The organism is Vibrio kanaloae (assembly GCF_024347535.1).
Classification (GTDB): Bacteria; Pseudomonadota; Gammaproteobacteria; order Enterobacterales; family Vibrionaceae; genus Vibrio; species Vibrio kanaloae.
The window spans coordinates 1,226,421-1,251,223 of record NZ_AP025497.1; the positions used below are offsets into that span (position 1 = coordinate 1,226,421).

At 40.9% G+C, this 24,803-nt stretch carries 25 protein-coding genes and 4 pseudogenes; 20 read left to right on the forward strand and 9 right to left on the reverse strand.

Going from position 1 to position 24,803, the window contains the following annotated elements; all coding sequences use genetic code 11:
* Nucleotides 1–15: 15 nt before the first annotated feature.
* Entirely contained in the window at nt 16–531 is a 516-nt protein-coding gene (locus tag OCV24_RS05780; protein WP_137008478.1) for a hypothetical protein, read from the reverse strand.
* A gap of 254 nt (nt 532–785) precedes the next feature.
* Between OCV24_RS05780 and OCV24_RS05785 the strand changes: the two genes are divergently transcribed.
* Genes OCV24_RS05785 through OCV24_RS05795 form a run of 3 tightly spaced genes read left to right on the forward strand, consistent with a single transcriptional unit; the run spans nt 786 to nt 2,306 of the window.
* On the forward strand, nt 786–1,403 hold the full coding sequence (locus tag OCV24_RS05785; protein ID WP_137008480.1) for a winged helix-turn-helix domain-containing protein: 618 nt from the start codon (nt 786–788) through the stop codon (nt 1,401–1,403).
* Nucleotides 1,396–1,845, forward strand: coding sequence for a hypothetical protein (locus tag OCV24_RS05790; RefSeq protein ID WP_017057143.1), 450 nt, complete (start codon nt 1,396–1,398; stop codon nt 1,843–1,845). The genes OCV24_RS05785 and OCV24_RS05790 overlap by 8 nt, the downstream gene beginning before the upstream one ends.
* Nucleotides 1,836–2,306, forward strand: coding sequence for a hypothetical protein (locus OCV24_RS05795; protein WP_150878264.1), 471 nt, complete (start codon nt 1,836–1,838; stop codon nt 2,304–2,306). Before OCV24_RS05790 ends, OCV24_RS05795 begins: the two co-directional genes overlap by 10 nt.
* A 205-nt stretch (nt 2,307–2,511) precedes the next feature.
* Here the strand turns inward: OCV24_RS05795 and OCV24_RS05800 are convergent, their stop codons facing one another.
* The 3 genes and pseudogenes from OCV24_RS05800 to OCV24_RS05810 all read right to left on the reverse strand — a co-directional run bounded on the left by OCV24_RS05800 (nt 2,512) and on the right by OCV24_RS05810 (nt 4,582).
* The gene (locus tag OCV24_RS05800; RefSeq protein ID WP_017057145.1) at nt 2,512–2,703 is read right to left on the reverse strand and encodes a hypothetical protein; all 192 of its coding nucleotides are present in this window, start codon (nt 2,701–2,703) and stop codon (nt 2,512–2,514) included.
* A 159-nt stretch (nt 2,704–2,862) separates the two neighbouring features.
* A pseudogene (locus OCV24_RS05805) lies at nt 2,863–3,203 on the reverse strand (nuclease-related domain-containing protein); the annotation flags it as partial.
* 405 nt (nt 3,204–3,608) lie between these two features.
* Nucleotides 3,609–4,582, reverse strand: a pseudogene (locus tag OCV24_RS05810) (integron integrase).
* A gap of 251 nt (nt 4,583–4,833) precedes the next feature.
* On the opposite strand from OCV24_RS05810, the gene OCV24_RS05815 reads away from it, so the two are divergent.
* From OCV24_RS05815 to OCV24_RS05870, 10 genes are all read left to right on the forward strand, one after another.
* On the forward strand, nt 4,834–5,388 hold the full coding sequence (locus OCV24_RS05815) for a Rieske (2Fe-2S) protein (RefSeq protein ID WP_017058501.1): 555 nt from the start codon (nt 4,834–4,836) through the stop codon (nt 5,386–5,388).
* A 141-nt stretch (nt 5,389–5,529) separates the two neighbouring features.
* Nucleotides 5,530–6,279 (forward strand): trypsin-like peptidase domain-containing protein, encoded by a 750-nt coding sequence (locus OCV24_RS05820; RefSeq protein WP_150878266.1) that lies wholly within the window; start codon nt 5,530–5,532, stop codon nt 6,277–6,279.
* 1,670 nt (nt 6,280–7,949) lie between these two features.
* Nucleotides 7,950–8,429 carry a GNAT family N-acetyltransferase gene (locus OCV24_RS05830; protein WP_150878270.1) on the forward strand — a complete coding sequence of 160 codons (480 nt, stop codon included), beginning with the start codon at nt 7,950–7,952 and terminating at the stop codon, nt 8,427–8,429.
* Nucleotides 8,430–8,574: 145 nt separating this feature from the next.
* Entirely contained in the window at nt 8,575–8,976 is a 402-nt protein-coding gene (locus OCV24_RS05840) for a hypothetical protein (protein ID WP_150878272.1), read from the forward strand.
* A gap of 151 nt (nt 8,977–9,127) precedes the next feature.
* Nucleotides 9,128–9,484 carry an SMI1/KNR4 family protein gene (locus OCV24_RS05845; RefSeq protein ID WP_150878274.1) on the forward strand — a complete coding sequence of 119 codons (357 nt, stop codon included), beginning with the start codon at nt 9,128–9,130 and terminating at the stop codon, nt 9,482–9,484.
* 151 nt (nt 9,485–9,635) lie between these two features.
* On the forward strand, nt 9,636–10,409 hold the full coding sequence (locus OCV24_RS05850; protein WP_150878276.1) for an aminoglycoside phosphotransferase family protein: 774 nt from the start codon (nt 9,636–9,638) through the stop codon (nt 10,407–10,409).
* 197 nt (nt 10,410–10,606) lie between these two features.
* Nucleotides 10,607–11,293 carry a toll/interleukin-1 receptor domain-containing protein gene (locus OCV24_RS05855; protein WP_150878278.1) on the forward strand — a complete coding sequence of 229 codons (687 nt, stop codon included), beginning with the start codon at nt 10,607–10,609 and terminating at the stop codon, nt 11,291–11,293.
* 148 nt (nt 11,294–11,441) lie between these two features.
* Nucleotides 11,442–11,858, forward strand: a complete 417-nt coding sequence (locus OCV24_RS05860; RefSeq protein ID WP_150878280.1) for a GFA family protein — start codon at nt 11,442–11,444, stop codon at nt 11,856–11,858.
* Between the two features lie 177 nt (nt 11,859–12,035).
* Entirely contained in the window at nt 12,036–12,527 is a 492-nt protein-coding gene (locus OCV24_RS05865) for a GNAT family N-acetyltransferase (protein WP_150878297.1), read from the forward strand.
* A 158-nt stretch (nt 12,528–12,685) separates the two neighbouring features.
* Entirely contained in the window at nt 12,686–13,321 is a 636-nt protein-coding gene (locus OCV24_RS05870) for a LysE family translocator (protein ID WP_150878282.1), read from the forward strand.
* Between the two features lie 22 nt (nt 13,322–13,343).
* Here the strand turns inward: OCV24_RS05870 and OCV24_RS05875 are convergent, their stop codons facing one another.
* Nucleotides 13,344–14,300 carry an IS110 family RNA-guided transposase gene (locus tag OCV24_RS05875; protein WP_150879399.1) on the reverse strand — a complete coding sequence of 319 codons (957 nt, stop codon included), beginning with the start codon at nt 14,298–14,300 and terminating at the stop codon, nt 13,344–13,346.
* A gap of 423 nt (nt 14,301–14,723) precedes the next feature.
* Between OCV24_RS05875 and OCV24_RS05880 the strand changes: the two genes are divergently transcribed.
* On the forward strand, nt 14,724–15,149 hold the full coding sequence (locus OCV24_RS05880) for a hypothetical protein (RefSeq protein WP_017057580.1): 426 nt from the start codon (nt 14,724–14,726) through the stop codon (nt 15,147–15,149).
* A gap of 22 nt (nt 15,150–15,171) precedes the next feature.
* Here OCV24_RS05880 and OCV24_RS05885 read toward each other — a convergent pair.
* A pseudogene (locus OCV24_RS05885) lies at nt 15,172–15,285 on the reverse strand (IS110 family transposase); the annotation flags it as partial.
* 161 nt (nt 15,286–15,446) lie between these two features.
* On the opposite strand from OCV24_RS05885, the gene OCV24_RS05890 reads away from it, so the two are divergent.
* Nucleotides 15,447–15,656 (forward strand): DUF3955 domain-containing protein, encoded by a 210-nt coding sequence (locus OCV24_RS05890; protein ID WP_017057579.1) that lies wholly within the window; start codon nt 15,447–15,449, stop codon nt 15,654–15,656.
* Nucleotides 15,657–15,700: 44 nt separating this feature from the next.
* Here OCV24_RS05890 and OCV24_RS05895 read toward each other — a convergent pair.
* Nucleotides 15,701–15,826: pseudogene (locus OCV24_RS05895) on the reverse strand (IS110 family transposase); the annotation flags it as partial.
* Between the two features lie 111 nt (nt 15,827–15,937).
* On the opposite strand from OCV24_RS05895, the gene OCV24_RS05900 reads away from it, so the two are divergent.
* The 5 genes from OCV24_RS05900 (at nt 15,938) to OCV24_RS05920 (ending at nt 21,365) form a co-directional block, all read left to right on the forward strand.
* The gene (locus tag OCV24_RS05900; protein ID WP_017057578.1) at nt 15,938–16,372 is read left to right on the forward strand and encodes a pepsin/retropepsin-like aspartic protease family protein; all 435 of its coding nucleotides are present in this window, start codon (nt 15,938–15,940) and stop codon (nt 16,370–16,372) included.
* A gap of 904 nt (nt 16,373–17,276) precedes the next feature.
* Nucleotides 17,277–17,486 carry a MerR family transcriptional regulator gene (locus tag OCV24_RS05905; RefSeq protein ID WP_010434910.1) on the forward strand — a complete coding sequence of 70 codons (210 nt, stop codon included), beginning with the start codon at nt 17,277–17,279 and terminating at the stop codon, nt 17,484–17,486.
* Nucleotides 17,487–18,749, forward strand: a complete 1,263-nt coding sequence (locus OCV24_RS05910) for a site-specific integrase (RefSeq protein WP_150878411.1) — start codon at nt 17,487–17,489, stop codon at nt 18,747–18,749.
* Between the two features lie 257 nt (nt 18,750–19,006).
* Complete coding sequence (locus OCV24_RS05915; protein WP_150878413.1) at nt 19,007–19,882, forward strand: hypothetical protein; 876 nt, start codon at nt 19,007–19,009, stop codon at nt 19,880–19,882.
* A 643-nt stretch (nt 19,883–20,525) separates the two neighbouring features.
* Nucleotides 20,526–21,365, forward strand: a complete 840-nt coding sequence (locus OCV24_RS05920) for a phage integrase N-terminal domain-containing protein (protein ID WP_150878415.1) — start codon at nt 20,526–20,528, stop codon at nt 21,363–21,365.
* A 149-nt stretch (nt 21,366–21,514) separates the two neighbouring features.
* Here the strand turns inward: OCV24_RS05920 and OCV24_RS05925 are convergent, their stop codons facing one another.
* A complete protein-coding gene (locus OCV24_RS05925; RefSeq protein ID WP_150878417.1) occupies nt 21,515–23,752 on the reverse strand; it encodes a hypothetical protein in 2,238 nt (745 codons plus the stop codon).
* A 218-nt stretch (nt 23,753–23,970) separates the two neighbouring features.
* Nucleotides 23,971–24,783: a hypothetical protein gene (locus OCV24_RS05930; protein ID WP_150878419.1), complete on the reverse strand. Its 813-nt coding sequence runs from the start codon at nt 24,781–24,783 to the stop codon at nt 23,971–23,973.
* Nucleotides 24,784–24,803: the final 20 nt, after the last annotated feature.

Here is a 24,803-nt window from a genome sequence, read left to right on the forward strand (position 1 = left end):
TTTTCCCCAAGCTCCTTAAAGCGCTGCTACGTAGCTAGCAGCCATTTGTACGATAACTTGAGCTTCACCTTCTACAGGCACGTCTGATACTTCTGAAGAGTTTCTAACGCTCAGTTGCACATAACCGCCAGTTACTGAGCCGATTTCGCCTTGAATTAGTTGTGTCTGGTCGTTGTAAAGCTCAACGGATGCGTCTTGAGTTACTTGGTTGCCGACCAGTACTTGAGAAGTTACGTAAGTCCAAGTTGCTAATGGCTGACGGTCACCGATAGTTTGGTCTTCTGGTGTGAAGTCACGAGCTTCTAGAACCACGTTAGAAGAAGTGAAAGTACCATCAGTGTTTACGTACAAACTGCCTGGTTGAATGTCACCACCAGCCTCACCTGTAATGATAAGGTTCGAGCTAGGTACCGAGCCGCCAATCACACCACTCCAAATTGCATCGGCTAGCGCTTCATCGGCTGCATATACCGAACCAGAAGTCGTTGCCAATGCTGTTGCGCCCATCACGAAAAAGTTATTAAGTTTCATATTTCTTGCCTATTATTTAAAAATGTATGTATAAAAATAAAAGGTGTATTGGAATCGATATTTCCCGCACACTTTCTAGGTGATTGATTTGACTTCAACGGCGTATGAATTGGAAATAAAAGCCCGTTAATAGTGCTTTACATCCAGTTAATAACGTTTAATTTTTTAGGTTAACTACATGTAAGTGTCTGATAATTATTGTTTTATATATTTTTAGGCTACTTTTATCAGGTAGTGTGAATGCAGGGAAAAGAATGTTTAAAAAACTTTCTATAGACACAGTAAGAAGAACCATAACTTTGATAAACAGCGACTCGGGGCAAGAAAATCAGCCCTTAGAGTTGAATCGAAGTGAATATAATTTGCTGTTGGCTTTTGGTGAGTCACACGGAGAAGTGATTGATAAGCAGGTTCTGATTGAGAAAGGTTGGCCAGGAAGAGTCGTCGGTGAGAACTCTTTGGCCGTTGCCATTATGAAGTTACGAAAAAAGCTAGACAGCTTGGATCTAGGGTTTGAAGTGAACAACTTGCCCGGAGAAGGGTATGTGTTCATCAATGCGATGAACATCGAGATTGTTCAAGATGAGTCTGTCGGCAATAATGACAATGTCGCTAAGGCTAACGAGTTAGATTATGAAAAAGAATTGACTCAAGCGTCGACTGTACAAGCTGCTGAAAACTATACCGGTACGTCTCTTAATTCTATTCCAGAAGAGCCGTCTGCAACATCTAACGTATTTCGTCGTTGGAGTAAGAAGCCTGTAGTATGGGAGATCACCATCGCATTGTTTGTTGGATTGATCACTTTCTACTTTGTCTATCGTGAAGCTTTTGAATGCTTTGAATGTTTTGGGGGAGGTGCTGGTGGTTAGCCTTAAATCCCTCACTCTACGAATTGGGCTTTTTATTGTGGTGTTGTTTTTGGTGCCATGGTTTTTGTCTTTAGGTACATACTTTTCTGGCTACGCCAAATTTGAAAACGATGAGCATGAAATTTTGCTGAATGCGAAGTCTGGTTTATACAAAACCATTCACAGTTATGAAGGCGAGGTGTATCGGGTACATCGGGGAATTTATGCGTCACTGGGGGATTCATTATATTTCTTCTCTTTAACCGGGGACTATGTATCCGGCCTGGATCCTGAATTTGCCAAGAAAGTTATTGCTTCTGATCTCGATAATTATTTTAGAGGTATGACTCATGTTACCGTTCAGCAAAAAGGTGATGTCATGATTGGTAGATTGCAAAAAGATACAAATCACAGAAAATTTGACCGTGTTATTGTTCAAGGGCGGTTGAAAGTATGGGACTAATTCAAATAAATAAAAAGCTAGTGATTGTATTGATTCTGACACTCCCTCTTGCTTTGCCATGGGCTAATGCTTTGTTCAGCGACTTTATTTTGGCTTTTGAGTTCTCAGATCGCAAAGTAAAAATGATAGGCTCTCATGGTCGTTTTAAGCTTCAAGCCAAATATCTTGATGGTACTCATGTTGTAAGTACGGGCTATTACGGAGGGTTGTTCGATACGCTGTATTTGTTTAACGTACGGCAAAATAAGGTTGTTGAAGGAGATGTGAACAATCTGAGTGTATTTCTTAAGTCTCACCAGTCGCTCATTGTTCTGAAAATATCGAGAGATTCCGAAAACAACTACATATTGAAAAAGCTTGAAGAGGATCCAAGGCTAGGGATGGTTGAGACTATTATAAATGCACAAGGATATTTTGGTCCTCTGTCTTCAATTCCTTCAACGATCGACTCTACTCAGTAATTGAAAAGTGTGTCGAACAGAGATAAAAATTACTTTATCTTTTTTCGATGCACATTCTTGTCTTTTATTATTTGTGAAACGTTGTGCTTTATTCAGATAGCAAAAATTTTAATTCTATAAGAAATTTAATAGTGACGGTTGCCAAAGACGCTAAAATGACTCGAATGCTGGCAATTCAATCATTTTAGCGACCTGTGTGTTCTTGTTAGTTGTTTAGAATTGAAATCGATTCAACGTTTGACGACGCATCAAAACGAATATTGACCAACACACTCTCTCGTTCGAAAGTCACATCATCAAAGTCAGTAGAAGCTATCTTAAATCCATTTCTTGCGAATAAACTCGTCACAGTTGTTCGTTGTTTCTGTTCCATAGCGCATGTCAGTAGTTCGTTCATTGTGATCTCCATTGGGTAACCGTGTGCATATTGTGAGCGTACAGGTTTAATATTATGAAATCAATTGCTCAATAGGTGGATGGTGGTGTTACAAGTGTCATTATTCACCACAAGAGCATGCAATGGAGTACGTGTTCTTTTTCTTACTGACTTTGGCTGATGTACTTTGGGAGCCGAAGAAGAAGTAGACACATGTTGTTCGTTTAGAAAGTGAGCCAGGCGGTCCGGCGGTCCAGTTCATCATGCTTAAGCGTAGGATTCGGATTTAGTATTGAACCTACGCGGTGCGTTTTGATGAGGCTCTTAATACTGTTACCAATAGATTCGGCTTTAATTAGCTTCTTCGATATATCTTTAGGTATAGAAGTTCGACCGATTAGAGCGTCATTTGCATCACCAAGCTCCCTATGTAAGTAAAACGAGACATCTTGATCTACTTTTGCGCCAGCTTTCTGTTGAAGACTGTTGTTGATTTTTGAATCTCTATCCTTGTTAATCATTCTCTACTCCTGCTTTTTTATAAAAACAGTTCATAATGCAGTTTGGTTCATATTGATGGGTGTGTGTCTTTGATGCATATGTTACTTTGCGAACGTTGTTATTGATGAAAATTGTGAATTATCTCTTTTCGAAAGCTAGAAGTAGAGAGTAGTAAGTCCGCAGCCTACTGTTTAATTGTGTGTTTGTGAGGTATCTAGTTATTGAATATATTGGGAGTTGTAAGCGCCACGAAAGTTGTAATTGGTAATGGTGACTCAACAATAAGAGGTAATACGCAGCCATTGCTGCAGAGTAAAACACAAACATAAATTGTTATTGAGTTTTGAGAATGACGAGAGGCTTCAGCCCCAAGAGCAAGTGCTCTGTTTCGTGATTACAAAGTCATTTCAGAATTCCATTTATCGTTATTTTACGAATATTCTAGATAGTGGACTAACAACACCATTAGCTCCTCTATCAATGATGTGAGTATAGATTTGCGTTGTCTTCAAATCGGTGTGCCCAAGTTGTTCTTGAACGGTTCTGATATCCGCCCCGCTTTGAAGAAGGTGCGTAGCGAATGAGTGCCTTAAAGTATGGCATGAGATATTTTTTTCAATGCTGGCTTTTTGGCTAGCTACTTTAATGTGCTTTTGCAGCGCTGTTGGGTGAATATGATGTCTACGTACCTCGCCTGTTTGTAAATCTGACGACAAACGGTTAGAAGGAAAGAGAAATTGCCAGTTTAAACTCGTTTCTGCATTTGGGTATTTTCTAGCTAAAGCCTCGGGAAGGTATACACCAGAAAAAGCTTCGTCATTCACATCTTGTTGATAATAACTCGTAGATATCTGTTGTTGATGTTTGATTGCGGGGAAAAGCTCTGGCGCTATTGTAACTATGCGGTTTTTGCCTCCTTTCCCTTGCCATACACGTACGGATTTATATTCATAGTCGATATCTTGTATGCGTAAACGCACGCATTCCATTAAACGCAAGCCTGACCCATACATTAATTGGTAAGCCAATTTGTAATTGGGTGAGCAGTGATTGAATAACCTTCCAATTTCTTCCGGAGTCATAATCGTGGGCAATTTTCTGGACTTATCTGAACGCCGAAACTGCATATCAAGATCTATGGGTTTTTGAATGATTTCTTTGTATAAAAATACTAGTGAATTGAGGGACAGACTTTGTGTTTTCTTTGCTGATTTTTTGTCAACAACCAGATGTGTTAGGAAATCCTCTACATGCCTGGAAGTCAAACGCTTTGGGTGCTTTTTGTCATGATAAAGAATGTATTGGTGAATCCAATAAATGTATGCCTCCGTTGTACGAAGGGCATAGTGCCGCCAAGCATATATTCTTGTATATATGATAGAAATGGTGATTTTTTCATTAAACTTTAACTGGTTATACATACATGTTCTCCAGTTTGGCACATCAATTCATGCTATATAGAAAAAATCTGTACTTTGGGATGTAGGTAGAGAGCTGTAGTGATTAAGTTACTGTTAGTTTTCATAAAAACGGGGTATCGTTTACATCATTAAGATGCTAGACAGAATAATTCTGTATTTAAGTGCCGAATTTTTATGTCTAATAGCTGTTAGGTTTTAAGGAGTTATTATCAACAGATTACTAGTATTAATGGGTGTGTTTGCTGCGTTTATAGCGCATGGTAATCCTGTAACTTCAGAATATTGCTCAGAGGAAATTATCCAATCAAATAGATTGGAAGCAGGTCAAATGGTGAGAGTTCAGCAAGGAGAACTAAGGGTCAATGTTTACAGACGAAGTGAGGTGGAAATCGCTAAAGCTAAAAAACATAGTGGTAGTATTTTTGATGAACGATACCCTTCTTGGTGGCCTAAAGATAAATACCCCCTCAATTACGTTTCTGAAGCAGAGCGTTCAGTTGTTCCTGAGTATTTTGTTTTTTGGGACCGCAGTCCTGTTAATGGAGCGATAGTAACTCTGATTAGTCCAGAATGGTTCGATGAATCAGAAGACCTAAGTTACCTTAGCGATGGATGGCAGCCTGGTTTTATCGACTACGATAATCAAGTTTACTATGACACGACAGGTAGGCCTGTTAAGTGGGGAGCAAAATCAAAAGGCTTGGAGTTGTCAAAACTACCACTGCTTATTCCAAATCATGAATATGATGAACAGACAGGAAACATAAGACTCCTTTGCCAATAAACCTAACAAACTGCTTAAGACGGACTGCCAACGCTCGGCGAATTTACTTCAAAGTATGCTCTGTGTTTACGGTGGCTTGTTTAAGTTTTGTGTTATGTTGTCAGCCACTTAGCAGGGCGTTAGATTTCATTTGGAGTTTGTATGACAACAATAGCTCAGCCTTCAGTTCAGTCACTCATTATAGAAATGAGGTTTAATGGACAAACTTTGTCTACTGGTACTGCCTTTGTCGTCAATGGGAGAACTGGACCTTTATTGATCACTAATCGACACAACGTAACAGGTAGGCATCAAGAAACAGATCAACCACTGTCCAAAACAGGTGGCATACCTAATGAAATTGTTGTAGTTCATAACAGCAAAAGGGCACTTGGTGAATGGGTTGGTATTGTCGAACCTATTTTGGACGCAGATGACAACCCACTATGGATAGAACACCCTGTTCTAGGCAAGAAAGCTGATTTTGTAGCTTTGCCATTAACAGACCTTCAAGGTGTAGAACTCTACGCTTACGATTTAAATAACACTGGCCCAGACATGCACATTGGCCCAGCAGATTCAGTAAGCGTTGTAGGTTTTCCATTTGGAATCCAAGCGGGTGGCTCATTAGCAGTATGGGCTACAGGATTTATGGCTTCAGAGCCTGAAGTTAACTTTAAAGATCTACCTACTTTTTTAATAGATTGCCGCAGTAGGCAAGGGCAATCGGGGTCTGCTGTTATCGCCTATCGTAGTGGTGGTTCAGTTGCAATGAAAGACGGTAACACGGCTATTTTTGCAGGACCAGTTACTAAATTCTTGGGTGTCTATAGTGGTCGTATTAACTCTGAGTCAGATTTAGGGATTGTGTGGAAAGCGTCTGCAATCAAAGAGTTGGTAGATAGCATTTAAAATCTAACAATCTGTTTAAGAGTGATTCGCAACGCGTGGCATTTTTACTATGCGTTGTGTTTAGTGGTTAAGGTGGTTTGCGGAAACATTGGTATTGCGTTGCTCACACCTTAACAGGGCGTTAGTTTGCAAAGGGCAGAAAAGCGTTGATGGTCTAAAAGCCTTGTTCTGCGTTCTAGCTATTCACCTGTTATTTCCCAAAGACTTTTCATCGAAATAGGCATCTCGCGTAGCCAGTTTTCCGGCTAATTGGCTTTTGTGTCATTCAATTCTTCCGTGTTAGTAAGGTTCATTTCTCAATGTTCTTGCGCGTTGCTTCTTTGGTTTTGAAAGTTAAGCGGGAACATTGAAAGATGGTATTTGTGGCTGTCGGCATCTACGAAAGTCTTCTTAGCCAAGTGCGTTTTGTTAGTTGGATTTAAATTCTGAGCGGTCCGTTTTACTTTTGCGTTCAAAGCCATTAGTTTTATAGCTAATTCAGCACCTTGGCGCTAAACCTCCGGCTTCATCGCGGTGGCAAACTAACAAAGCGCTTAAGACAGATTCGCAACGCGTGGCATTTTTAGTATGCGTTGATTTATGTGTTTAAGGTGCTGTGCGGTGACTTCGTATTACGTTGCTCACTACTTAGCTTAGCGTTAGTTGCCAGTGGAAAAAACGTAGCTAAGGCAGAAAGTTTAGGGCTAATGAATCGTGCAATTTTACTCGTTTTTTTATCTGGGTGTGGTTTGCTGAAATTGTGTTCGATTTTTAGTGTTGTGGTTTTGTTCTGCCGTTGCAGACGCGAATTTACTCGTTGAAAGTCAGCTTTGTGGCATTGCCTTTCCAAAAGGTTTATTGGGTGCTTTTGGCCAGTTTTCTACGTCGTTGTAAGTTCCAAGTGGTTTCAGTGGCAGGCGCTTTAAAACTGCGCCTGATTTGAGTTGTCAAAGCGCTGAAAAACGGCGTTGGCAAAGCTGAAATGAAGTGGAAATCAAAGGTTTAGAATGGCAACTAACAAGGCGTTTAAGGCAGATTCGCAACGCTCGGCATTTTTGGTTTGCTTTGAATTTAGTGTTTACGGCACAATGGTTTAGGTTAGGTGGTAATGTTGCTCACTACTTAACGCAGCGTTAGTTTGCAAAGGGCAGAAAAGCGTTTGTGGTCTAAAAGCCTTGTTCTGCGTTCTAGCTATTCACCTGTTATTTCCCAAAGACTCTTCATCGAAATAGGCATCTCGCGTAGCGAGTTTTTCGGTTAATTGGCTTTCGGTGTTATTCATTTCTTCCGTGTTAGTAAGGTTCACTTCTCAATGTTCTTGCGCGCTGCTTCTTTGGTTTTGAAAGTTAACTGTGGACATTGAAAATTGCATTTGTGGCTGTCGGCATCTACGAAAGTCTTCTTAGCCAAGTGCGTTTTGTTGGTTGGGTTTAAATTCTGAGCTGCCCGTTTTACTTTTGGGTTTAAAGCCAGTAGTTTCATAGCTAATTCAGCATCTTGGCGCTAAACCTTTGGCTTCATCGCGGTAGCAAACTAACAAAGCGCTTAAGACAGACTCGCAACGCGTGGCATTTTTAGTATGCGTTGATTTTAGTGTTTAAGGTGTTATGCGGTGGCTTCGTATTGCGTTGCTCACTACTTAGCTTAGCGTTATGTTGCGGATTGAGTTCATCGCATTGAAAGGAATAGATATGGTTGTACTTAGGGAAATGCGGCAAGAAGAATATTCGGCTTATTGTCAGTATTTTATCGACGATTACAGTCAGGAAATAGCCAAGAATTATGGTTATTCCATAGAGCTGTCAATTGAGCTGGCTAAAAAAGAGCTGCAACGTTGCTTTCCTAATGGCTTTGAGGCAAATGAGCATTCATTGTTATGCATTGATGCTGAGGTTGATGGACAGTTAAACCGTGTTGGTTATTTGTGGCATTCAATGAATGCTACAGATCATTCGACCTTTATATATGATTTCTTTGTGTTCGGAGAATACCGTTGTTTGGGTTATGGTACACAAGCTATATCTGCGTTGGAAAAACAGCTGCAAGAATTGGGTATTAATCAAATAAAGCTAAGAGTAGCTTATCAAAATGAGCGCGCACTCAAGCTGTACCAGGAAGTTGGCTTTGTGATTACTGGTTTCAATATGTCCAAGAAAATTGGGGTGTCGTAGCTACAACATAACAAATTGTTCAAGAGGGATTCGCAACGCGTGGCATTTTCACAATGCGTTGGTTTTAGTGATTAAGGTGGTATGCAGGAGCTTCAGTATTGCGTTGCTCACCCCTTAACAAGGCGTTATACGAATGGAGTAAATAATGTACAAGGAAACAGATTTTAGACTAAGCCAAGAAGAGTTTAGCTTCAAAAAAGACTCATATCCTTTATCAAAAATTAACAATGCGAGAGTTAAGAAGCTAGGTTTGCTTGATAATCTGGGGCAAATAATATTTTGGCTATTTGTTTTTTCAGGAGCAGTTTGGCTCGCAATCACCACTCTTGAGAGTACACCTTTTTGGTTGCAAGCTTTAGTTATCACTTTAACGATTGTAGGGCTTATATTTGGTCTACTTCGCTGTTCAAAATATGCATTACAAATTGAGTTTCGCCATATTGATGAAACAGGAGTTCAATGGGTAAATGTAGCTAAGTCTTACTCTGAATCTGACAATGGGTTATTTGAAAAACAAGCTGCGGCGCTGAAGGCAACACTCGTATAACAAGCAATTTAAGCAGACTGCCAACGCTTGGCATTTTCAACTCGGTTTACTTCAGTGATTAAGGTGGTAGATTTAAGTGTATTAGTAGCGTTGTCAGCTACTTAATTGGGCGTTAGTTGTACTAGTTAGCGTCATGACAACGGATAGATTTATGGTTAAAACAATTACAGATGCCGAAATAGATGAAGCTCAAAGAATACTTGGTTTTGAATTTCCGCTTGAATATATAGAGTTCGTTAAATCTGGTTATGACCTAGGCGACGCTCCTATTGAAGCTTTAGAAATATTGAACCCTCCCAGCTATGCAAATATATTCGAGACACTGAAAAATGCTGGAGAGTATTACGATTTACCTGTGGAACTGTTACCTATATGCGAAGATAACTCTGATTATTACTGTTTAAACGCTAATGGTGAAGTAGTGTTTTGGTCACACAACGGTGTAACAGATGAGAAATGGGCAAATATAGCCGAGTGGCGAGCACAAATGATCGCGGAGTCTGAGTAGTAAACGTAAAACTAACAAGGCGTTTAAGGCGGATTCACAACGCTTGGCGGTTTCAGTTTCAGTCAGGTTTAGTGTTTAAGGTACAAGGTTTTAGTTTGGTGGTTGGCGTTGTTCACCACTTAACGCGGCGTTAGTTGCACGAGGAGGTTTCGTGGAAGAATTATCAGGTGGAAGAGAATCAGCAATATATCGAGATGGTGAAGTTGTCTATCGTCCTCTTCAGCCGTGGAGTCCTACAATTCACCTTATTTTGAAACACCTCGAGCGAGAAAATGTAGCTGAATCTCCAAGATTTCTTGGTGTTAACCAAGAACAGGAAGTCCTAAGTTTTGTTGTTGGTAATACTTATAACTACCCTCTAGTCGGTGCAATTGCGACTGTGGATGCACTCACGTCAGCAGGTAAGCTATTGCGTAAAATACATGACTCAACTGTGCCACTTTTGGAAAAAGTAGATGTCAATGCGCACAGGTGGATGCTAGAGCCAAGAGAGCCTTTTGAAGTTATCTGTCATGGTGACTTTACCCCTTACAATGTTGCTCTATCCGAGAACACAGTTGTAGGTGTATTTGACTTTGATACTGCGCACCCTGCGCCAAGAATATGGGATTTAGCATATTCAGTTTATTGTTGGTCGCCTTTCAAAACTGACAGCAATGATAAGTTAGGCACAATCTTTGAGCAGGTAACTAGAGCTAAGTTGTTCTGTGATAGTTACGGTGCAACTACGTTAGAAAGAAATCAACTAGCTGACGCAATGATTGAGCGATTACAGGCTTTAGTTTTGTTCATGCGCAGTGAAGCTGAAAATGGTAATGAAACCTTTGCTGACAACATAGAGCAAGGTCATCTTCAAGCCTATCTAAATGACATAAAATATATCACTGACAATAAACAAAAAATTCAGTGCGCATTGTGCAACTAACAAAGCATTTAAGAGTGATTCGCAACGCTTGGCAGTTTCGCTTCGCTCAAGTATAGCCAAGCGCCGCTCACACCTTAATGCGGCGTTAGAGCGCACCGGTATTTTTGTGACCGTCTTTGAAATGCTTTACTGACGTTGTTTCATATTGTGTTCAATCATTTATCATTGGATTGAATTCATACTTAGGAAATCGTTAAATGGCAAGATGTACAGCACCAGTAAATGGTCACCGAACAGCAAGTGCTAGAGCTAACTGTCCAGCATGTAGTAGTCGTGGTAGCTACCGTTCATATTCCTCGTATCCATCGTCTTCATACTCTTCGTACGGCGGCAGTAGCAACAGCTCAAGTGGTTCAAGTTCAAGCCGACCTAGACCTAGTTGGTCAAGCCCTGGTTCCTCGGTTGTTTATACTCCGGCTGAAATTAGAACTCTTACTCCAGTACGAAAAAATGTAGAGAGACGAGCTTCTAAACCTGATCTTCGTGATGTGTTCCTATGTCACGCTTGGGATGACCGAAAAGGAATTGCCAATGAGTTACATGACTTACTCGAAGCTAAAGGTGTTTCAGTTTGGTTTAGCGAAAAAGACGTTTTGCTCGGCTCAAATTTAATGCGTGAAATCGATAAAGGTTTAGCTAAATCAAGAATTGGAATCGTCATGGTAACTCCATCATTTTTGAAGCGCATAGCCGGGGAGGGGGTCGCAGACAAAGAGCTATCTGCTTTACTCTCTACAGATTTGCTCGTGCCAATTGTCCACGGTACTACGTATGAAGATCTTCGTGATGTAAGTCCGTTACTTGGCTCTCGAAGTGGTTTAGATACAGCAGAAGATCCAATAGGTAATGTTGCTAGTAAACTTGCAGAGTTAGTAGCGCTCTAACAAAGCGTTTAAGACAGATTCCCAACGTATGGCATTTTTCATTCCATCGTTGGGTTTTGTGTTTACGGTTGTATGGTTGGGTTTTGTGGTAGCGTTGCTCACTACTTAACGCGGCGTTATATGTTTTCATCAATTTAGGAGTAATTTAATGTCTTACGCAGAGACTAGCTGCCTATGTGGTTCTGTAAAAATCACAGCAGAAAGCATCAACCCTAACTTCACAGTTTGTCATTGTCAGTCATGTCGAACTTGGGGTGGTGCACCATTTTTCGCAGTTAAATGTGGAACTCAAGTGAAAATCGAGGGTGAGAACAACTTTAAAATGTACAAGTCATCCTCTTGGGCTTCTCGTGGTTTCTGCACGGAGTGTGGAACTCATTTGTTTTACAAGTTCAAAGAAACAGGTGAATACAACATGCCAGTAGGCTTATTTCCAAACTTAGAAGGTTTGAAAATGGACATGCAATACTTTAGCGACATGCGCCCGAGCTATTACTGCTTTGCCAACGAGACTAAGGAAATGACTACAGAAGAAATCATGGCTTACTTTGCGGATAAGGTGTAACCAAACATATAACAAAGCGCTTAAGGCAGACTCGCAACGCGTGGCATTTTTAGTATGCGTTGATTTATGTGTTTAAGGTGTTATGCGGTGGCTTCGTATTACGTTGCTCACTACTTAGCTTAGCGTTATGAAACAAGGAGAGTTCAGCAATTGAATATACAAACAGATAGATTAGAAATGGTTCAAATTACGGCTGATGACTGGGATTTATTTCAGTCTCTAAATCAAGATCCAAAAGTAATAAGCTTATGCTTCGATGAACCATCACCTGAAGCAATTAAGGAAAGTTTTGAGTCAAGGCTACCTGTTTGGAGTAACAGTTCTGAGCACTGGTTGTGCTTGACGATGACTCTGACTGAAACTGGTGAGAAAATAGGTGTTACTGGTTTCCGTATCGCCGATGGTAGTGCAGAAGTGGGTTATCTGATTCTACCTAAATATCACGGTCGAGGCTTTGGTACCGAATCGTTAAAAGCTTTGATTTCATGGGCATCTGAAGAGCAAGGAATTCGTTCCTTCGGCGCAATAGTCACGGAAGGTAATATTGGCTCAGAGAAAGTTCTGACCAAGGCTGGGTTTTCTCTAACCAAGGTCGTGCCGGAAGCTTATCAAATTGGTGGCAAATTGTACGCAGACCATATATACAATTACGAAAATATTGTTTCATAACAAGGCGTTTAAGGCAGATTCCCAACGCTTGGCGTTCTCAGTTCAAGGTTGGTTTTAGTGTTTATGGCGTAATGGTTTAGGTTAGGTGGTTGGCGTTGCTCACTACTTAACGCGGCGTTAGGGCTCAATCACGCAAGTTAGTACAAGGATGATTATAAATGTTGGAGCAATACTTATTTCTACTGCCAATCGCTACGCTGTTACTCTTTGGCGCGATGACACCAGGCCCTTCATTTATATTGGTTGCGCAAACAGCTATGTCAAAATCTAGATCTGAAGCCATGTGTATTTCTATAGGTTTAGGTTTGGGGGCAAGTACATTTGCATTTATTGCCTCAATGGGGCTCATTGCACTTTTTGACGCTGTGCCTGAGTTTTACGTAGCTTTCAAAGTTCTTGGTGGCCTATATCTATGTTATCTGGGGGTGAGAATGTGGCGCGCGAGCAAAAGCAAAGTTGTTTCTGCTGACGCAGAGCTAACTAGTAAACCAGCTCATTTTAAGGCGGTAGTTTTTGGCTTGGCGACACAGTTAAGTAATCCAAAGACTGCAATTGTATTTAGCAGTGTGTTTGCAGCCATGTTACCCGTGAAAGTTCCTGTTCATACAACATCAATATTAGTTGTTGGTGTGTTTGTCTTAAATTTTTCTTGGTACTTCCTAGTGTCTATTTTGCTATCGAGTCCAAAGGCCCAAGCCAGTTATTTACGATTTAAGTCCTACATCAACAAAGGTTCAGGTGTATTAATGGGGTCAATGGGTAGTAAGTTTGTTGCTGACAGTTTCAAGCCCTAACAAGAGACTATGGCGTCAATAGTTAATTTTTGGCGCTACCTTTATCCCACATTACGCCGTCTCTTATCATTGAATTAAGTATTACAACCATCTTTCTCATGCAGGCAACGATTGCGACTTTTTTTGGTTTACCTGCCGCGAGTAATCGTTCATAAGTAGCCTTAAAAACGGGGTTACATTGGATGGCAGACATCATTGCCATATACATAACGGTTCTAACTTGAGGTCGACCTCCTTTTATCATCCGTTTGCCTTTAAAGCGTCCACTTTCTCTTGTTATAGGTGCTACGCCAATGAGAGAAGAAGCTTGCTTGTTAGTAATAAAACCGAGTTCGGGTACATTGCTAATTAAGGAGGCGGCTAGGACTTTTCCAACGCCTGGCATGCTTTGAAGAATGGTGCTCTTAGCTTGGTACTCAGGACTGCTCTCAATCAGTTTTGCTATCTTTGCCTCTACTTTTTCAAGCTGATTTTTTAGAGCGGTCAGAATCGGGGTAATGGTCGATGAGATATTTTTAGGTAATATTTGTAGTCGGTTTCTTTCCATGGTTTGCATGGTGAGTAGTTGGTTCCGCCTCGTGACTAAGTCACTCATAAGGCGTATGTTTTCACTTTTTAGCTTAGTCAGTTCGGGTTGAACTCTTTCGGCATAATGTGCGATGAGCGCGGCATCTAAGCGGTCATTCTTAGCACGTTGCCCAATAGCCTCAGCAAACCTTTTAATACGTAGTGGGTTGGCAACAACATAAGGTAATTTGGCTTTGTCACATGCGAGTATGAACGGCATTTCTAATCGACCTGTAGCTTCAATTACGACGCGTTGAGGTTTGTGTTTCTTAATGGTTTTGATGGCATCGCTGATGCCTTTATCGGTATTTGGTACGGTGAAATAAATGTCGAGTGGACGGATATAGATGTCTAATTGTGACTTACCAGTATCAACGCCAACATTAATGTTTTGAAGTGTGTTTGTATTCATAATAAGCTAACTCTTGCTTGCAAATGCGGGCTCGAGACCCAGAAGACTATTCGAGTGTGGTGCTTGGAGTTCTATCTGACGTTCGTACTTGTTATCGGTCTCTCAATAGAGGAGCCGTCGTTTAATCGAACTATCAGATAGAAGAACTTTAGTTGCAGCTAAAGTCTGGGTCTCACCTTACCCGATTGGAGTGCTTATTATCCATACAAAGCGTTTAAGACGGATTCCCAACGCTTGGCATTTTTGGTTTGCTTCAGCTTAAGTGTTTACGGCACAATACTTTAAGTGTGGTGGTCTGCGTTGCTCACCACTTAACGCGGCGTTATAAGCTCATCGTTAAAAAAAGAGATATGAGTCGAGCTTGAGTCTTTTTTATACATTTTCTTTCTGAGACTATTTCATACTGTTCGAGCGGAGGGCAATATGAAAGAGCTAAGATTAACAAACGCTATGATCACGTTCATTTTGGGAATGATTATCGCGGGTTTAGTTTCAAAAGGGAGTTTTTTGGGGACGGCGTTCAAATATCCTTCAGATTTTATGTTTATAGTGTTTGGTGGCCTACTAGCATTCCTGATTTCTGGAGTTTCAATTAGGTACTTGCAGAAAGGTTATTGGAAAGAGTCAGCGTTAATGTATCCAATTTACTATTATGGTTCTTTTGGGCTTTTTGCAGATGGTCATTTAGCAGGTTGGACGCATAGTAGCAGTGTTGGGGAAAAACTAATGATGTCTCAAATATACATTTTGCTATCACTCGTTTCGGTATTTATTCCACTTATTATCGCTGTAATCTCGGTTGCTCACATTGTTTTATTGAGATCAGAGGTGAAAAAAGTACGAACATAACAAGAGACAATGGCGTCAATAGCTAATTTTTGACGCTATCTTTATCCCACATTACACCGTCTCTTAGTATCGAATTTAAGATAACAACCATCTTTCTCATTTTAGACTGATTCCCAACGCTTGGCTTTTTTGGTTTTAGTTCCGTGCTTACGGTGTACAAATTAAGTGAAGTGAAGTGAGAGTGTTGCTCGCACCTTTATGCGCATTATAACTTGTCTGCCTTATTACACTTATAGGGGGGAACCATGTACCTTTAAAGAATGTCCAACATTTAGATGTTCAAATATTGAGGTTCCGATGAATTTTCTCCGTAAGTATAAAATAAGCGTCCTTTTCTGTATCAGCGGTATTTTGTGTTTAATTGCTTATAACATCATCGGCTCATCCGTAGATGAAAATGGTTTTTTAGTTGAGCCATTTGGACTTATTCCTTTATTTTGGCTTTTTCAGCTACTGGCGTTGGTGGCTTTAGTTGTCACCTTCGTAAGACATAGAAAGGCGCAGTAAATGGCTAATGAAGCTACAAGCACACGAAGGTGCTTCGTTATAATAAGCTCTGGAACGTTACTGATGGACGGCGCTAATGCTATTTTTCCTATCCCAGGCATGATTTGTAGTATCTCATTTTTGGCTTGGTATTCAGGGTAGGTTTCGATGAGTCCTGATATCTTTTCTTCTCCATCGCTTGCATGGAAAGCAACTGGCTGAGTGTCGCTTTGCTATCATTTTGGCACGTATTTGCAGAGCACTTAACGCGGGGCGTTGATACACTAATAGGAGGCAGGTATATGAACTACAAATTGATTATTGTGCTGGTGTGTGTGGTTCTAATGTACAGTTGTAGTAGAAAGGAGCGCATCGAAAGTGGTTGTTTTCAACCGTTTTCAGTATTAGCGACTGAATACTTCGGTACCAATGAACCTCAGCGATGGGAAATAGTTGGACGTAACGCTGGTGATGAATTTTTGTTGAAGAATGGAATCCTAGGGTTTGTCGTTGAGCGAAATTTTGCTCAAAACATGATGCCACTCTCCGAAAAAGGCTTACTTAAATTTACAGGTCGTGTTTATAAGTTTTGGCCAAGCTGGGCCGAAAAATACCTTGGTGGCGGTAACAAAAACATCCAATTAGAAGTTCTTGTTAGTAATGGTAAGTACCTAGTTTTTGACGATAATCCGAGAAACAAGTTTGTTCCTTCAATAAAAAAGCGGTGTGACTTCTAATGCTAGGTGTATGACCAGTATTAGAGGTTCTATCTAGTCCTTTTAGTTTTAGCTTTTTGCTTCGTTCATATAGTCAACGTGAATCACCTTAACGTGGTGCCTTGATTTATGTTGATAAGTGACACTTTATGGAGGTCATATAGATATCAAAGAATCGGATTGGAAAAAATATTTTATGAAATAAAGAATGTAGCCGTTCTTCTATTTTGTACTCATAGCTAGATGAAGTCATCAAAGCGATTATTGATGAATCATAACCAGTTGGAGGAAGGTTTGATTTGATGTGTCAGCACTCCTAAGGATCTCGATCTCTAAGGAAAATTAAGCTTATCTTTGATGCATACTTTCTAAGTCGGGTAGTTAGGTTACTCCCTTCAGGGGCTGCAAAAAATGGACGGCAACCTGCCACAGTAAATATCGGCACCGACTTCAATTTTCCAGGTTTTAGGTGCTAGTCCACCCTTAATCCACCCAAGCAAGACTGGGATAAAGTGGGGAAGGGGAAAGTTGATTATTTTCAGTGTATTGCGCGAGATTTATGACGTCTTTGAGGGCTCAGAAACGGTGAAACCCCGATGTTGGTAGTAATCTTAGCTGTATGATATTGATTTATATGAATTTCATGTATTTAGAGCTGGTGGTTAAGCTCTAATTGGCCTAAAAAACGGTTAAAAAGGCCAATGAAATAGTCAAATAAAATCAATGGATTAGCAACTTGGTACTACTGTATTAGTCCACCCTAAAGTGGGCTTGAAATCGATTCGTTGAATCGTTTTACGCTTCGGGAATCCTTTTCGTTAATTGCTGCGCAAATAGAATGTCACTGAAAAAATCGTGCATAGTTTTTCTACCAGTAGATGAAAAATCTTAATTTTCATGTAGTGAGAAAGGTAAGGAGAACTACATGGCGACGCGTAAAATCAGACCTAGACAATTTATTGATGAGTTTTACCCTGATTCAGGGATATGCAATACCACCATCATAAACTGGATTAAACATGGCAAGCTCGAGGGCACTAGAACGCCAACGGGCCGATATTTAGTCTGTGTTGACGACGAGATAGGGAACCCTGCAGACAGGGTGAGTGAACTTCTAAGATTCTTGGAGTCATAAATGGTTGGTAGAGCTAGAAGCAAAGAAACGGCTCATTACCCTCCATTCTTGGTGAAAATGAGCCATAGGGGTCAATCTCGGTTTCGGTTTACGACCGTAGATGGTGTGAAGAAGCTATTTCCTATCGGGACTGTAGAGCAAGAAGCGATACAAGCTGCGCATGTTTATAACTTGCAGTATCGTCCTGAGTTAGGAAGCGCGTTTTCCCTTTCTGAGATGACCCCATTTCGCAAAGCTGTCTCTAAAGGCCGTAAGGACAAATTCAATCGGCCTTTAAAAGAGTGGCTTCCATTAGTGTTGTCTCGTGTGAAGAAAGAAGAACGGCTTTCCAAAGACGTTTATCGAAATTTGGAAAGGGACTGTTACCGCCTTGATGAGTTCATGGGGCGGTTGCCAACCAAATCGATCAAGTTACAGCACATCAATGAGTTCCTTTCGAAATACTATTCAGAGTTAAGTAATCGTCAGCTCAACAATAAGATCAGTAACCTTAAAAAGGTATTTTCCTACCTTGCTGATGAGAGCGCTATTGAGAGTAATTTTGTACTCAATAAAAAACAGCGTCGATTGACCAGAGAAGATTACACAAAAGCCCGCCACGACCTAGATATCGAAAACTATCAAAAGATCTACGATGCAGCGCCACTGTTTCTGAAGGTAGCAATGAGCCTAACTCTTGAGACAACTCATGCTGTGAGAGAGATCTATAGGCTTCGTTATCGGATATACAAACCACGTGAAGGCGTGTGTGGGATTCTTTGGAACCCTGACAAAGAGGTGGAGTATGTGGATGGGCATGCTGTGTATGGAATGCTATATGTTCACCGAGAGAAGGTGAAAAAGTCCGATGCTTCCACTGTGGCCATTCCTGTCACTCAGACGATTAAAGACATTGTCGACCTTTCTAAAACATCGAGATTGATTTGTCCTTATATCGTTCATCGTAAACCCAAACAGCAGCAACGTGGCATTTCAAAAGAAACCGACCATCTTTACCAAGTACATCACCACAATATAAGTAAAGAGTTCAGTAAGGTTCGAGACTCTTTAGGGCTTTATAGTCACCTAAAAAAATCGTTAAGGCCGACCTATCATGAAATTCGAGGGCTGGCTGCTCGAATGATTGAACAGCAAGGGCAGAGTGCTACTGAGCGAATGGCGCATGCGAACGCTAAAACAACAAAAATCTATACAGGCACAAGTGACATTATTTGGCACCAAGTACCACCTGTTGAGGTTATGCCAAAAAGTGGCCAGAAGTGATTTTTGTCAGGTGTTTAGTTTTGGAAGAATTCGGATTCCGAATTTGATAAAGGGTCGACTTCCTCTATTAACTTTAATTTGAATCTATGCACATTTTATTGACTAGAAAACGGTTGATGAATACAGTCAGATATAGGTTGTGCGCGACCTATCAGCTCACGGATGAAGCGAAAGCAGCGCGAAGTGAATTATCACTTCATCGATTTTGTATCTTTATTACGGTTCGTGAGCCCGTAACTCTAATAGGATGCTTAATCATGCTTAAATACCCATCAGTGAGCCAATCTGAGGCCCACGCAAAGTACATTTCAAGAGCTTTAAAGATCAAGCTCAGTTTTGCAAGAGAAGCTGTCGCATTTATGTATGGCTGTGACAATTTTAAAGAGTTATGCAGTATCTCTGATCTAGAGATACTCGACAGTAATAACAAATACTCGGCAATTCCATACAAGCAGGACTTAGAAACATTGGAGTTCTTGTTGAAACCTCACTTACCTGCTATTCGTGCTCACTTGAACCCCGATATCCATTTGGATTGTTGCGTATTGGCGTTAGTAGTAAACAACAGACTAAATTGTATATCTCATGGTGCTGTGAACTATCTCCTTTCATTGGGGGAATCTTTTGATTGGAGCGATGCGAAATCTATAATCAATGAACTTGAATTTGTTGATGATACTGTATCGACAGTACTGGCAAGTCGAATTGCCATGAATAGAGTCAAAAATAAAGTAAACCCATGGATAGAGTTTTCATCGTTCGGTATCAGAGCATATGGTTACTATAACTTCTCCGGTAAAACCGTCTGTATTGAGATGCGTGAACTAGACATTATGTTTAAGTATCCGAATGGATATAGAGATATTTCGAGCCGTAAATGGATGGGTGATTATGTCATTGGTTTTTTAGGAGTGCTTGCCAAGCAGTTTGAAACCTTAGGGTATACAGGCGAAATACAGCTTTCAAATGTTAACTTTCCAATAAACTTAGCAAATGAGATGAACACCCTAAGGGGTGAGGTGAGAAGTGCTGATCTAATACGTGGAGTAAAAGTTCCACTTGATGTTTTGCTAAATGAAAATGATCAACAAAACATCTGGTTAAGAAAAAACCTAGTGAATGAAATAGGGTAATACCAGTCTCATAAAGCTTCGACGATATCAGTCGAAATAGCTTAAATGCAAAGGCCGAATATGAATATATTCGGCCTTTTTTACGCCTAGTCAAAAGGGTATCTAGTCCTGTCACTCCAAAATTTTGGGGAGTGACAGGACGGGCAGCACTCACCAATAGGGGGCTACGAGCGAATTATCGGAATTGAAAAAGAATGACGGCGAGAATCTATGGCGCTGAGAGCGCCTCCAAAGTTGCGAGTAGAATGGGTTGAGACAATAATGGAAGAGAACTAAAAAGCAGCCGTTGCTGCAAAGACTACTAGACGAAGAAATCCTTTAATTACCAGCGCATTCTTATCTCAAACGCCCAACGGGCTTCTGGGAATTAGCAATTACACATGGCTTACAGTCATTCAATTGTTCGGAATTTCTGAACCGCGCAGTAGTCTCGCTTCATTACCTATTGACTTGATTTAAGCAGTAGGCGTTCATTCGAAATGAACGGGAGCAATAACACTAATCTGAAATCGCATTGATACCTACTACTGTACCCATGAAATAAGAACCTTGAAATGACTGAGATAAGAGCCGCTAACGAAAGCGGCTTTTTTTTAGAATTAACATATTGAGGTAGCACTATGGCAACGAACTTTTTTACCAAATTACCCGAGTTCTAAATCGTAACCCCGATGGCTCTAAAGCGACTCAAGCAGAGCGAAAGAAGATACTAAAGTTAGCTGACAAACAACTAAGAGAGCTCAACGTCAGAAAGCTTGAGCTAAGGAACTTGGGCCGCAAACATATCGAGAAGCTTGTAACTCATTGGCAAGCACAAGGTCTAGCAGCGGGCACGATCAAGACGCGTATGACTCACCTGCGTTGGCTCTCTGAAAAAATCGGGAAGCCAGGGCTAGTTCCTAAAAGCAACGCTTCCCTTGGTATTGAAAACCGCAAATATGTCACCAACCAGAATAAAGCCAGATTCTTAGTAAATTCAAAATTAGCAACACTCAATGACAGGTATCTTGAGGCGAGTTTTCGTTTGCAAGCCGCGTTTGGTTTACGCCGAGAAGAGTGCATGAAAGTCCAGCTTCATTTAGCAGATAGAGGCGACCATTTGCATCTAGTAAAAACCAAAGACGCAAGACCTAGAGATGTGCCTATTCGCACTTTGGAACAACGTCAGTTAATTGATGAGGTGAAAAAGTGGGTAGGGAATAACTCTTTAATTCCAGAAAATGCTAAGTACGTTTCTCAGATGAAAAGATACGAAAGAGCTTGTATCAAAATGGGCTTAGACAAAGCGCATGGGTTACGGCATGCGTATGCGCACCAGCGATACTTTGAATTGACGGGTTTTAATGCTCCTGCTGCGGGAGGGCCGTCAACCAAGGCATTAACAATAGAGGACAAACAGCGCGACTTTGAGGCAAGAATGGTCATCACTGAGGAATTAGGGCATGGAAGGGAAGAGGTTACCGCCGTTTACCTAGGTCGCTAAAGCTTGAAAGTTAAGTTCGGATTCCTACTTCGGAATCCGAATAATCACAGGCATGGAAAGTTGCTTAGTTTATTGCCCAGTGTTGGTGCTGCAGAGCAGGGCTTATTCGCTCAATTTCGGCTTCGCTTACAAACAATAGGACTGCAAAATCAAAAAAATCGACTGTAGCGATGTGCTGGTAGTATTTTCCACTCCAATTGCGCTTGACGTTGAAAATGTTTTGTTAACGCAGAGGCCTTTTTTTTGCTGACAATGAAACCTGCCTGTTCTAGGTTCGCTTGCGCTATTGTCATTGCTTTTTTTACATATTGTTCAATGGTCATTAGACCGGTGAGTTCGCTTAACTGAGTTTGGGTGTCCTTGCTTGCCAATGCTTTCTGCATCGGGCCATAAGCCCCAGAAAGAGATTCTAGCTCAAATTGATATTTAGTCGGAAATACACAACTTCCCATCTTGAAGGGTTTCAGTTCCCTGATAGCGGCTGCGATATTGTACAAGTTTAACTCACCGTCAGACTCATAATGCCCTCGTGGAGCTTTCTGTAACTGGACCCACATTTTTTTCGCATCCTCCTCCGCCAGGTTGAGACCCTGTGCTTGATAAAACGTTTTTAGCGGATTTAGTGAACTGCTCCAACAACCTATCTTGGGTACATATTTTAGGTGGCCAAAGTGTTTTTCTAAGATAGTGCGTCGGACAGTACCGTCACTCAAATCGAGGTTATCCATGCGGCTTAAATGGGACTCGAATGAGAGGTTGGCCGATTGGCACACTTGCCCGGTACCTAAGTGCGTCATCATCACTATCGCGGATTCCCATTTCGGCAGAGTGATGGCAGCGAGTTCGCTACGCGACGGTAACAGACGTGAACCACTGTGATAAAACAACGTGTCTTTTAACCATCCGGTTAAACCCACCAGGTCATAGTTACATGCAGTTTGGTAGGTCGGTTCATAGGCCAGTATTGAAGGTAACGTTGAACGATTAAAATAGAGATCTATTGCGTCTAAAATCTGTTGGTTGGCCGCGTCACGTCTAGTCCTAATAGTATTCTCTGCACCGATGATTAGGTGTGGGATATCACTGGCGCTCAGAGCCTGGTAGTACGCTTTAGATCCGTCGATATACGTAGCTTCTTTGCGACGATTTGTTGCAATCCCTTTATCACCAAACATATGCTCGGTCTTGACCATCATCACTTCGACAATCATCCTTCCACCGAGCACAAAGTCGACTCGGCGGTTTAACGAGGGGACATAGCATTGCGACTCAACCGTCACAGGTACGCCATAATTTTTGAGTTTTTTTTCAACCGAGGTTGATTGCAATAATTGACCTATCAGTACCTCGCCTGCTGTACCATTTTTTGTTGCGTCAAGTCGAAGTGCGCCTTGATTGGCCTTGTGAGTAAAATTAAGCTTACCACGCGCAAATAAATGCGCTTGATATTCGGTGATATTCGCAAACCCGTGACTCTCGACTGCACGTTTTATGGTGGCGCTACAGTAATCCTTCGACAGTACATCAATGAGACTTAAGTTGACCATTTGGGTTCGATCCTTGCAAAGTTCGATAAAAAAAACCTCTAGCCGTTTCAGTCCATGTTTACCAGAAAATGATAAACGTGCGTCAGATGACACCGGTAAGACTTCGCAGAGTTTTGTTTCATTACGAAAATACTCACGATAGTTCAGAGCAACTGTACTAATGAGTGGGTCATTGCATTCGACAATTTCTCGATGACTGGGAAAAGTAACAAATATGGTCATCATTCTCGCAGCGATGATCATTTGGGTTAAAAGCGGTTCATAGTTGATGGTATTTTTTATGCTCCAAAGGGGCGGATTCTGTTTAATGGCCTGACCGAGTGCACGCAAATTATCGAGATCAAATTGTTGTTGATAATCAAAACCCTTGAGCACAATTTTATTTTCGGACAGCAGTTCACGCTGCAAAACGGCAATATGACCGTAATCGCCTTTTGTTGACTCAGGCCAAAATACTTGTTTCAGTCTCTCGGCTAAGGTTGACGCCTTGATTTCAATGATATAATGATCGAATTCAAGGACTTTTGAATCCTTGATCTGGCTTAATAAGGCTGAGTTGGAGAGTAACGTCTGGTGCTTGGTGCATAGCTCTGCGTAAAACTCGCGTAACGCCTGTTTTGCATGCTTACTTTCCCAAACCCTCACATCTGTCGTTCGTTTTAAAACCCTTTTCAAACCATTGCGTATTGCTACGTCCTCCAAATTGAGCCCAGTTTTTAGCAGCGGACGAAGCGGTACCAGTTCAAGATTAGTTTTGATCGCTTTATTCAGCACACCGTGTGCCGGTATCCCCTGGAAGTGTGTATTGAGTAGCTTGCGCTGATTGGGAGTGAGTAGCATCGTTATATTTATGTCCAAAAGTATGCGTAATCGTAAGTTACAGTCACCTACAAAATGTTTAAGTGTAAGAGAAATTTAGTTAAATTCGGCTCATTAAAATGCTTGCCATATACCTGAAATAAACTTTGTGGCACTTTGAGCTGAAAAGTGCCACGGATAACAATTCAGATTGTTGCGATTATGTCGGCTTGGAGAAGTATGTTTATACTTTGTTACACTCAAAATATGCGACTAAGTATGCTTGGAGAGTTCCGTGCGCTAATTTCATTTAAGAAGATAGACGTTACTTCATCGTGGAATCGATTATTTTCTTTAAATGCTGATTGTTCAGATTCCATTTTAACAACCTCGTATTCAATAACAGGTATTGCAATTGAATCTATTCTTTCCTTAAATAGCACCATCGCTTCATCTGTTGATAAGTCGAATACAGTAAGCTCTCGCATCATTTGTACTAAAACGTTTGGGTCTATCTCTTTTATTTCTTGTGGAATCGCAGCCTTTCTAGCTTTATGTCCCTCATTAAGGATCCTAAAGTGAGCTTCAGATAACTTTTTATATTCGCCGTAGGTCCCTGTAGCCAGAGCAAGTTCTTCATATTTTTGATAAACGTCAGCTCTGCACTTAGATACCTTTTCACTCAGTTGTTTTAACTCTAATTTTACTGATGAATGAGCCTTCATTAGTGACATGGGATAAACTTGATATCTTGAACTGTTCGCTATTTCTAAATTGGTAAACATATGGCCCATTTCATCAAGAATAAGTTTGTAATTACCTGCTAATTCTCCATGTTTCAGAAACAATTGATTTTGTAAAGGCATACAGGTGGATGTGACATCGCGAAGTGGGCGATAATATTCTTTTACCAAACTTTTGTCAGTAGTTAAATCGCTCTTGTAAGCTTCGGTGATCCCCGCAAAAATCAACGACCCCAAACACAAAAGCAATAGGTTTTGCAGAAACGTGTAATCTCGCTTCTTTGGAACAGAACTACTAGTTTCATTGTTACCATTGTTACTTGCTGACATAACACACCTCATTTAACTGG

Bases quoted from the DNA above. Each gene is read 5' to 3' on its own strand.
- OCV24_RS05780 (WP_137008478.1), bottom strand. From the start codon at position 531: ATGAAACTTAATAACTTTTTCGTGATGGGCGCAACAGCATTGGCAACG.
- OCV24_RS05785 (WP_137008480.1), top strand. From the start codon at position 786: ATGTTTAAAAAACTTTCTATAGACACAGTAAGAAGAACCATAACTTTG.
- OCV24_RS05795 (WP_150878264.1), top strand. From the start codon at position 1,836: ATGGGACTAATTCAAATAAATAAAAAGCTAGTGATTGTATTGATTCTG.
- OCV24_RS05800 (WP_017057145.1), bottom strand. From the start codon at position 2,703: ATGAACGAACTACTGACATGCGCTATGGAACAGAAACAACGAACAACT.
- OCV24_RS05815 (WP_017058501.1), top strand. From the start codon at position 4,834: ATGGGTGTGTTTGCTGCGTTTATAGCGCATGGTAATCCTGTAACTTCA.
- OCV24_RS05820 (WP_150878266.1), top strand. From the start codon at position 5,530: ATGACAACAATAGCTCAGCCTTCAGTTCAGTCACTCATTATAGAAATG.
- OCV24_RS05830 (WP_150878270.1), top strand. From the start codon at position 7,950: ATGGTTGTACTTAGGGAAATGCGGCAAGAAGAATATTCGGCTTATTGT.
- OCV24_RS05840 (WP_150878272.1), top strand. From the start codon at position 8,575: ATGTACAAGGAAACAGATTTTAGACTAAGCCAAGAAGAGTTTAGCTTC.
- OCV24_RS05845 (WP_150878274.1), top strand. From the start codon at position 9,128: ATGGTTAAAACAATTACAGATGCCGAAATAGATGAAGCTCAAAGAATA.
- OCV24_RS05855 (WP_150878278.1), top strand. From the start codon at position 10,607: ATGGCAAGATGTACAGCACCAGTAAATGGTCACCGAACAGCAAGTGCT.
- OCV24_RS05860 (WP_150878280.1), top strand. From the start codon at position 11,442: ATGTCTTACGCAGAGACTAGCTGCCTATGTGGTTCTGTAAAAATCACA.
- OCV24_RS05865 (WP_150878297.1), top strand. From the start codon at position 12,036: ATGGTTCAAATTACGGCTGATGACTGGGATTTATTTCAGTCTCTAAAT.
- OCV24_RS05870 (WP_150878282.1), top strand. From the start codon at position 12,686: ATGTTGGAGCAATACTTATTTCTACTGCCAATCGCTACGCTGTTACTC.
- OCV24_RS05875 (WP_150879399.1), bottom strand. From the start codon at position 14,300: ATGAATACAAACACACTTCAAAACATTAATGTTGGCGTTGATACTGGT.
- OCV24_RS05880 (WP_017057580.1), top strand. From the start codon at position 14,724: ATGAAAGAGCTAAGATTAACAAACGCTATGATCACGTTCATTTTGGGA.
- OCV24_RS05890 (WP_017057579.1), top strand. From the start codon at position 15,447: ATGAATTTTCTCCGTAAGTATAAAATAAGCGTCCTTTTCTGTATCAGC.
- OCV24_RS05900 (WP_017057578.1), top strand. From the start codon at position 15,938: ATGAACTACAAATTGATTATTGTGCTGGTGTGTGTGGTTCTAATGTAC.
- OCV24_RS05905 (WP_010434910.1), top strand. From the start codon at position 17,277: ATGGCGACGCGTAAAATCAGACCTAGACAATTTATTGATGAGTTTTAC.
- OCV24_RS05910 (WP_150878411.1), top strand. From the start codon at position 17,487: ATGGTTGGTAGAGCTAGAAGCAAAGAAACGGCTCATTACCCTCCATTC.
- OCV24_RS05915 (WP_150878413.1), top strand. From the start codon at position 19,007: ATGCTTAAATACCCATCAGTGAGCCAATCTGAGGCCCACGCAAAGTAC.
- OCV24_RS05925 (WP_150878417.1), bottom strand. From the start codon at position 23,752: ATGCTACTCACTCCCAATCAGCGCAAGCTACTCAATACACACTTCCAG.
- OCV24_RS05930 (WP_150878419.1), bottom strand. From the start codon at position 24,783: ATGTCAGCAAGTAACAATGGTAACAATGAAACTAGTAGTTCTGTTCCA.